Annotated in this window: 7 protein-coding genes; 4 read left to right on the forward strand and 3 right to left on the reverse strand. The window is 71.4% G+C overall.

Going from position 1 to position 7744, the window contains the following annotated elements; genetic code table 11:
- The coding region (locus JF597_RS52365; RefSeq protein WP_294013951.1) for an ABC transporter permease at nucleotides 1-1992 on the forward strand (1992 nt) is incomplete at its 5' end.
- A 50-nt stretch (nucleotides 1993-2042) separates the two neighbouring features.
- On the opposite strand, the gene JF597_RS52370 is transcribed toward JF597_RS52365, so the two are convergent.
- Complete coding sequence (locus JF597_RS52370) at nucleotides 2043-2711, reverse strand: response regulator transcription factor (protein ID WP_294013963.1); 669 nt, start codon at nucleotides 2709-2711, stop codon at nucleotides 2043-2045.
- 185 nt (nucleotides 2712-2896) lie between these two features.
- Between JF597_RS52370 and JF597_RS52375 the strand changes: the two genes are divergently transcribed.
- The 3 genes from JF597_RS52375 to JF597_RS52385 all read left to right on the forward strand — a co-directional run bounded on the left by JF597_RS52375 (nucleotide 2897) and on the right by JF597_RS52385 (nucleotide 5078).
- Entirely contained in the window at nucleotides 2897-3094 is a 198-nt protein-coding gene (locus JF597_RS52375; protein ID WP_294013953.1) for a hypothetical protein, read from the forward strand.
- A 219-nt stretch (nucleotides 3095-3313) separates the two neighbouring features.
- Nucleotides 3314-4096: an alpha/beta hydrolase gene (locus tag JF597_RS52380; RefSeq protein WP_294013955.1), complete on the forward strand. Its 783-nt coding sequence runs from the start codon at nucleotides 3314-3316 to the stop codon at nucleotides 4094-4096.
- A 67-nt stretch (nucleotides 4097-4163) separates the two neighbouring features.
- Nucleotides 4164-5078, forward strand: coding sequence for a DMT family transporter (locus JF597_RS52385; RefSeq protein ID WP_294013957.1), 915 nt, complete (start codon nucleotides 4164-4166; stop codon nucleotides 5076-5078).
- Here the strand turns inward: JF597_RS52385 and JF597_RS52390 are convergent.
- Nucleotides 5000-6550: a penicillin-binding transpeptidase domain-containing protein gene (locus tag JF597_RS52390; protein ID WP_294013959.1), complete on the reverse strand. Its 1551-nt coding sequence runs from the start codon at nucleotides 6548-6550 to the stop codon at nucleotides 5000-5002. The genes JF597_RS52385 and JF597_RS52390 overlap by 79 nt on opposite strands.
- 42 nt (nucleotides 6551-6592) lie before the next feature.
- Nucleotides 6593-7744, reverse strand: a 1152-nt coding sequence (locus tag JF597_RS52395) for a cytochrome P450 (RefSeq protein WP_294013961.1), incomplete at its 5' end; no start/stop codon positions are given.

Consider the following 7744-nt stretch of genomic DNA (forward strand, 5'->3'; position numbering starts at 1 on the left):
GTCGTCGGCACCGTCGGCTTCGGCCACGAGAAGAGCTTCGGCGGCACCAGCTCGGCGTACTTCACCACCGCGACCGCCCAGCGGGTGCTGGGCACCGCGACCTCGTTCGACGAGATCCAGGTGCGGTCGGACGGCCGGATCAGCGATGCCGAGCTCACCTCCCGCATCAACGCCGTCCTGCCGCACGACGTGCAGGCGGTCACCGGTGCCGCGGCGGCCAAGGAGGCCTCCGACACCATCAAGCACCTGTTCAAGTTCGTCGGGGTGCTGTTCGCGATGTTCGCCGCGATCGCCCTGTTCGTCGGGTCCTTCATCATCTGGAACACCTTCACGATGATCGTCACCCAGCGCTGCCGGGAGATCGCACTGCTCCGAGCGGTGGGAGCGTCACGCCGCCAGGTGCTGGCCAACCTCGTCCTCGAGGCAGGACTGCTCGGTGCCGTCGCCTCGGCGATCGGCATCGGCATCGGCATCGGCGTCGCGAAGGGCCTCAACGCCCTGATGGCCGCGCTCGGCTTCAGCCTGCCCAGCACGTCGATGGTGCTCAACAGCCGCACCATCTGGGTCTCCCTCCTGGTCGGCACCCTCGTCACCGTGCTCGCCGCTCTGGTGCCGGCTCGCCGGGCCACCAAGGTGCTGCCCGTCGAGGCGCTGCGGGAGGCGACTCCCGGTGCTCGCCCGCCGTCCCGCGTGCGCGGGGTCGCAGGGATGCTGCTGGCCGCGGCGGGTGCCTACGGCATCGCGCACGGACTGGACCAGCACCGGACCAACTCCGTGATGCTCGGCATCCTGGCCGCGGTGCTCAGCGTCCTGACGCTGGCCCCGCTGGCCGCCCGCCCGCTCAGCGCGCTGCTGGGCCTGCCCCTGCGGCTGCGGGGCGTCCCCGGCGACCTGGCGCGGCAGAACGCGATGCGCAACCCGCGTCGCACCGCGTCGACCGCCACGGCCCTGATGATCGGGCTCACGATGGTGGCCGGGATCGGCGTCGTGGCGTCGTCGCTGAAGGCGTCGTTCGGCACGGTGCTGAGCAAGTCAACGCACGCTCAGCTCTACATCACCCCGGCGAGCGGACAGGGCGGCGGCTTCAGCCCGGACGTCACGAACCTCGTCCGCTCGGTGCCGGGGGTGCGCGTCGTCTCCCCCACAGGGTTCGGCGAAGCCCGCTTCGGGACCCAGACGGAGCCGTACTCCTCAGTGGACCCGACGACCGTGGAGCAGGCCCTGAACCTCAAGGTGCGCAGCGGTTCTGCCCGGCTGGGCACCGACGGCATCATGGTCCGCAGGGAGTTCGCGAAGGACAAGGGGTACCGACTGGGACAGACCCTCTCGATGACGTTCCCCGCGACCGGCACGGCCCGGCTGACGATCCGGGGCCTGTACGACGGGACTGGCTACCTCGACGGGAACTACATCATCAGCCTGGCGACCGAGGAGGCCCATGTCCCTGACCGCCTCGTTGCCGGCGAGCTCGTCCTCGTCGACCAGGGCGCCAGCACCGCGCAGGTGAAGGCCGGTATCGCCGCCGCGCTGACGGGGCACCCCGACGCCCGGGTCTTCGACCGCAAGGGCTACGAGAAGGAGATCGGCGGGCTGGTGGACCAGCTCCTCACGCTGGTGTCCGTGATGCTGCTGCTGTCGGTCGTCATCGCCCTGCTGGGCATCGTGAACACGCTGGCGCTGTCGGTGCACGAGCGGACCCGTGAGCTGGGGCTGCTGCGCGCCGTCGGCATGACCCGGGCGCAGGTCCGGTCGATGGTCCGGTGGGAGTCGGTCGTCATCTCGCTGCTCGGCGCCACCGTCGGTGCCGGCCTCGGGATCGGCATCGGGATGGCGCTGTCGAAGACCATCCAGGGCGTCACTCACGTGACGGTGCCGACGGTCCAGATCGCCGGGTACGTCCTGGCAGCAGCTGTGGCCGGGGTCCTCGCAGCGATCGGCCCGAGCCGCTCCGCCGCCCGTGTCGACGTGCTGAAGGCGGTGGTCACCGACTGACCGAGCGCCCTGCTGACAGGCCCTCCCCACGGGGAGGGCCTGTCGGCGTGTCAGCTGCGCACGCCGCCCGCGTCCCGGAAGGTCAGCACCGCCATCACCCTGCGGTTCACCTCGGTCTCGTCGGTGAGGCCGAGCTTGGAGAAGACCGAGCCGATGTGCTTCTCGACCGCCCGCTCGCTCATGAACAGCGTCTTCGCGATCGTCGCGTTGTTGCGTCCGGAGGCCATCTCCTGCAGCACCTCGCGCTCCCGGTCGGTCAGGCTGCTGAGCGGCGACGATGCCTCGCTGGCCCGGCGCGCGAGCAGCGCCTCCACCACCTTCGGGTCGAGCGCCGATCCGCCGCGGGCCACCTCCCCGAGAGCACGCACCAGCTCGTCGAGGTCCGAGACCCGTTCCTTGAGCAGGTAACCGAGGCCGGCGACCCCGTCCGCCAGCAGCTCGAGGGCGTAGTCCTCCTCGACGTACTGCGACAGCACGACCACGCCCGTCCCCGGGTGCTCGACCCGGATCCGCTTCGCCGCGTCGATGCCCTCGGTCGTGTGCGTCGGGGGCATCCGGATGTCGGTGAGCACCGCGTCGGGCGTGAGCTCGGCCACGACCTTGAGCAGCGAGTGCGGGTCGCCGACGGTGCCGACGAGCTCGATGTCCTCGCACTCCCCCAGCAGTGCCGCCACGCCCTCGCGCACCAGGAAGTCGTCCTCGGCGAAGACCACTCGCAGTGCCATTCCCGAACAGTAGACCCGCTGACGTCGTACCGGCCCCTGCATCTGACGGGGGTCAGCCCGCTGCCGGAGGGCGGCTGTCCCCTTCCCACCGACGGCCTGCCACATCCCCCTGCTGCTCAGGGATTCCTACGGTTGATCTTGTCCCCGGAACGACCGGAGGCACCGACGAGGAGCAGGCCATGTCGATCCGCCAGACCACCACCACTCGCACCGCAGAGACCACCGCGGACCAGCCCATCACGCCGGACAGCCAGGCCCCCTGGAGCGCTGCTGACGACCAGTTCTTCCGCGTCGTCCAGGGTGCCTTCACCACTGCCTTCGTCAGCGGCGCCGGCGCGCTGCTCGCCAGCTACGACACCGACCAGGACGCGTCATGAGAGACCTCCTGCACGCGGTGGCTCAGCAGCGCATCTCCGACATGCACCGCTCTGCGGCAAAGGCCCGGGTCGTCCGTCACTACCGCAAGCCGCGGCGGACTGCGGAACCCTCGCTCGCAGCATGAGCGTGGTGCGGTACCGAGTCGTCAGGACGGAAACCTGCCGGCCGGGACCGACCGCTATAGCCTCCGTCCTGAAACCAACGGTTCGGAGCCAGCCATGAGGGACGCCTGGGAGCTTCTGACGGCGGGACCGCCGGATGCGGATCGATCAGTCCTGCTCCTCCCCGGCGGAGCCAACGCTGCCCGCTCGTTCAACCTCGTGATGGCTGACCCGGCACTCTCCGGTGTCCGTCTGGTGGCCACGACGCTGCCGGGTATGGCAGGCGCGCCTGTGTCCGAGGACGTTTCCATCCCGGCCCTGGCCCGGCGGGCCGGTGAGCTGGCCAGAGAGCATCGGTGCGACGTGGTCGTGGGGTTCTCCCACGGCGCGACGGTGGCTCTGGACATGGTCCTGTCAGGGCACTTCCAAGGCCCCGTTGTGCTCCTCGGCATCAGCTTGACGACTGAGGACGAGGCCGCCTTCTTCCGCGCCGTCGTGCGGGCGTCGCAGAAGGTGGGCAGGTGGCCCTTGTCCGCCCTGCTCCGGCTCATGCCACTGATGGCCAAGTCTGCCAAGACACCTGAACCGCACAAGAAGGAGCTGATCGAGGACTTCAAGCAGAACAGAGCCCGCGACGCTCTTGTGGCGTGCGGCGCGTACCTCGACTACATCGCGGAAGACCGCGACTTCGCCGCCCAGCTGGCCGCGTCCGGGGTTCCCGTGTGGGTGGTCCACGCCGAGAAGGGGGACGGCGGCCTCACCGACGCCGAGCGCGCCACGCTCCAAGCGGCTCCCAACGTGACCCTGGTGACGATTCCCGGCTCGGTGTTCCTCCTCCCGGACGAGGCTCCGCAGAAGACTGCCGAAGTGATTGCCAGCGCTCTGTCGCAGGCGACCTGACTCACGACAGGCAGCGTGACTGGTGACCTCGGCCGAGCCAGTCCGATCTTCGGCGAGACTTGCCGCCGTGCCGACGCGCCTGCTGCTGCCGTTCGTGCTGGTGTCGTTCGCGGCGAACTCGCTCATCACCCGGCACGTGGTCCGCGGCGGGATGCTCGACGCCGGCCTGGTCACCAGCGTCCGGTTCCTCGCCGGCGCCGCCGCCCTCGTCCTCTTGGCCCTCGCCTTCGGCGAGCGGCCCCAGGTACGACGTACGCACCTCGTCCCGGCTCTCTGGCTGGGGGTGTACGCCGTCTGCATCTCCTACGGCTACGAGCACATCGGCGCCGCTGCCGGGACCTTCGTCTTCTACGCGACGGTGCTCGTGACGCTCGTCGCGCACGACGTGGCGCGCCGGGTGCCGGTGCCCCGCACCCGGCTCGTGGGTGCCGCGGTCGCCCTGGCCGGCCTCGGGGTGCTGGCCAGCACGTCGGTGAGCACCGTGACACCGCTCGGCGTGCTGCTGCTGGCCGCCACCGGCGCGGCATGGGGGCTCTACACCGCCGCGGGCCGCGGGGTACCGGACCCGAGGATCGCATCCACCGGGAACTTCCTTGTGCTGGCCGCCGTGCTGCTGCCGTTCACCGCCGCACTGGCCACGACCGACGTGGACGTGACGGCCGCCGGCGTGGCCTGGGCCGCCGTCATGGGCGCGGGCACGACCGCCTTCGCCTACGTCGCCTGGTACGCCTGCCAGCGGTCGCTGTCGGCCACGCAGGCCGGGACCGTGCAGCTCGCCATCCCCGTCCTCACGGCGGCCGGCGCGGTCGTGCTGCTCGGCGAGCAGATCAGCCTGCAGCTGGCGGTGGCCGCCGTCCTCGTGGCGCTGGGCATGTGGCTGGCGCAGGGAGGCGGCGCGGGCACCTACACCGCGAGAGCGCGGAGGAAGCGGGCCGCCACCGGCGCGGCGACGGACCCGCCCGACGCGCCGTCCTTGACGTAGACGCAGAAGGCCAGACCGCCGCGGTAACCGGTGAACCAGGCATGCGTGGGCAGCGGCACCTGGGTGCCGTACTGGGCGGTGCCGGTCTTGCCGGCGGTGCCGGTCGGGAGCCCGGCCCTCGCGGCCGTGCCCACGGTGACGACCTGGCGCATGAGGAGCCGCAGCGCGCCCGCGTTCGGGACAGTGTTGCTGGGGACCGGCCCGACGACGAGGTGCGGCTGCCGCCAGGTGCCGGAGGCGACAGCAGCCGACATCGACGCCAGCAGGAGCGGTGAGGCCTCGACGCGGCCCTGGCCGATGATGTCGGCGTACGCCTCCGACGTGCTTCCGGGAGCCGGGACGTCACCACCCTGGCCGCCGATCGGCAGCAGGTCACCGCGCCCGAAGCCGAACAACCCCGCGATCTTGCCGACAGTGCCCTTGGGGAAGCCGTCGGCGATCGAGAGGAACGCGGTGTTGCAGGAGCGGGCGAACGCGGTCGCGAGCGTCATCGAGGTCGGTAGCGGCTCGTCGTTGCCGAAGGCCTTGCCGCCGAACACCACCTTCGCGGGGCAGGGCACGGTGCTGGCCGGTGTCAGGCCGTGCTCCAGCGCTGCCTCGGCCACCACGACCTTGAACGTCGAGCCCGGCGCCTCCGAGCGCAGGGCGGGCGGAAGCCCCACGATCGGGTGGTTCGCGATCGCGCGCACCTCACCCGTTGCGACGTCGATCGCGACGAGAGCTGAGGGCCCCGGCACCGTCGCCAGTGCGGCCTCCGCGGCCCGCTGCACGGTGACGTCGAGAGTGGTGCGCACCGGGGTGGCCGCCCGCGCCGGGAAGTGCTTCACCAGCTGCACGACCTGCCCGGTGCCCCGGGCGACGACCTGCACATCGCCACCGGACGTTCCGCTCAGTCGGCTGTCGTAGATCCGCTCGAGACCGGTCTTCGCAGCGCCGGTGCTGCCGAGCACGTTCGCAGCGAGATCGGCGCTCGCTGAACGGAGGGGCACGCCGCGCCGGTCGGTGAGCTCACCGCGTGAGACCAGCGGGTCGGAGCGGGTGAGCACCTGCCCGTTGCGCAGTCCAGGGAACACCGCCGCGGAGCTGAAGGCGACCCGCCAGCCCCGCCCCGTCTTCTGGGTCCGCACGTCGTTGTCCCAGCTGAGCTCGCCCAACCCCTCCAGCTGCGCGGTCACGGTGTACCGCAGGCTGCGCCCGTCGGCGCTGAGGCCACGCGGCTGCGGCACGACGCTGGATGCCTTCAGCCGCTCGGCGAGCCGGGCGTAGCTGACGCCCGCGTCCGGGTCGGCGACGGTGAGCGCGCCCATCCCGTCGTACTGCTTGCTCCGCCACAGCGTGAGGAACCGGGAGGCAACGGCGAGGGCCGCCGCTCGGTCCCGCTTGCGCTGCTCCGCCTGCTGGTGCTGCCAGTAGAGGGTGCCGGAGGTGCCGAGCACGGCGACGACGAGGAGGACCACCAGCCACTTGCGCACGACTGCATCCCATCGTCCCGGCCGCCGGTGTCGCTACGGAGGTCAGCCGAGGACGACGGGCATCCGCTCCAGGCCGCTGATGAAGGCGTTGGGCCGCCGCGGGAGCTCGTCGTCGGACGCGAGCGCGAGGTCCGGGAAGCGGACCAGGAGCTGCTCGAGCAGCACCCGGGTCTCCAGCCGTGCCAGGTAGGCGCCCATGCAGAAGTGCGGCCCGAGGCCGAAGGCGACGTGGTCGTTCGGGTTCCGCGCCGGGTCGAACTCGTGCGGGTGCCGGAAGACGGCCGGGTCGCGGTTGGCGGACTCGTAGAGCAGCAGCGCCTGGTCGCCGGCCGGGATGGTGACGCCGGCGATCTCGGTGTCGGCCGTGAGGGTCCGGCACATGTTCTTGATGGGTGACACCCAGCGCAGCATCTCCTCGACCGCCGTGGGGATGGCGGACGGGTCGTCGCGCAGCGCGTCCCAGTGCTCGCGGTGCCGCAGCAGCTGCTCGACGCCGCCGCCGATGACGTGCCGGGTGGTCTCGTCGCCGCCGATGAGGACGAGCAGCGTCTCGCTGATCACCTCGTCGTCGCCTAGCTGCGCACCCGCGACCTCGGCGTGGGCGAGCACGCTGATCAGGTCATCGGCCGGTGCGGCGCGGCGCTCGCCGACCAGCTTGCCGGCGTACTGCCGGAAGCCGGTGATGGCGGCGTAGGTCCGCTCCAGCGTCTCGGGGCTGCGGTCGCCCTGGCCCGCGAGCATGTCCTCGCTCCACTGCAGCAGCTGGTCGCGGTCCTCCGACGGGATGCCGAGCAGGTCGCCGATGACGTACAGCGGGATGAGCGCGGCGACACCGCTGATGAAGTCCCCGCCGGGGAAGGCGTCGAGGACGTCGGTGACCACCTTCGTCACCTGCGGCTCGAGAGCCGCGATCCGCCGCGGGGTGAAGCCCTTGCTCACCAGGGACCGGCGCAGGTGGTGGTCCGGGTCGTCCATGTCGATCATGTGCGGCAGCGGGCCGGTCAGCGGCCGGGAGCCGCCCGCGCTGCTGAACAGCTCCGGCCGCCGGCTGGCGAACGCGACGGTCTCGTACGACGTGAGTCCCCACAGCCCGTTCTCGTCGCGGAAGACGGGTGAACGGGCGCGCAGCTCGTCGTACACCGGGTGCGGGTCATGGGCGTAGAAGGCCCCGTCGAGCAGGTTCACCGCGCGCAC

It is taken from the genome of Streptomyces sp. (assembly GCF_019510245.1).
Taxonomy (GTDB): Bacteria; Actinomycetota; Actinomycetes; order Streptomycetales; family Streptomycetaceae; genus Streptomyces.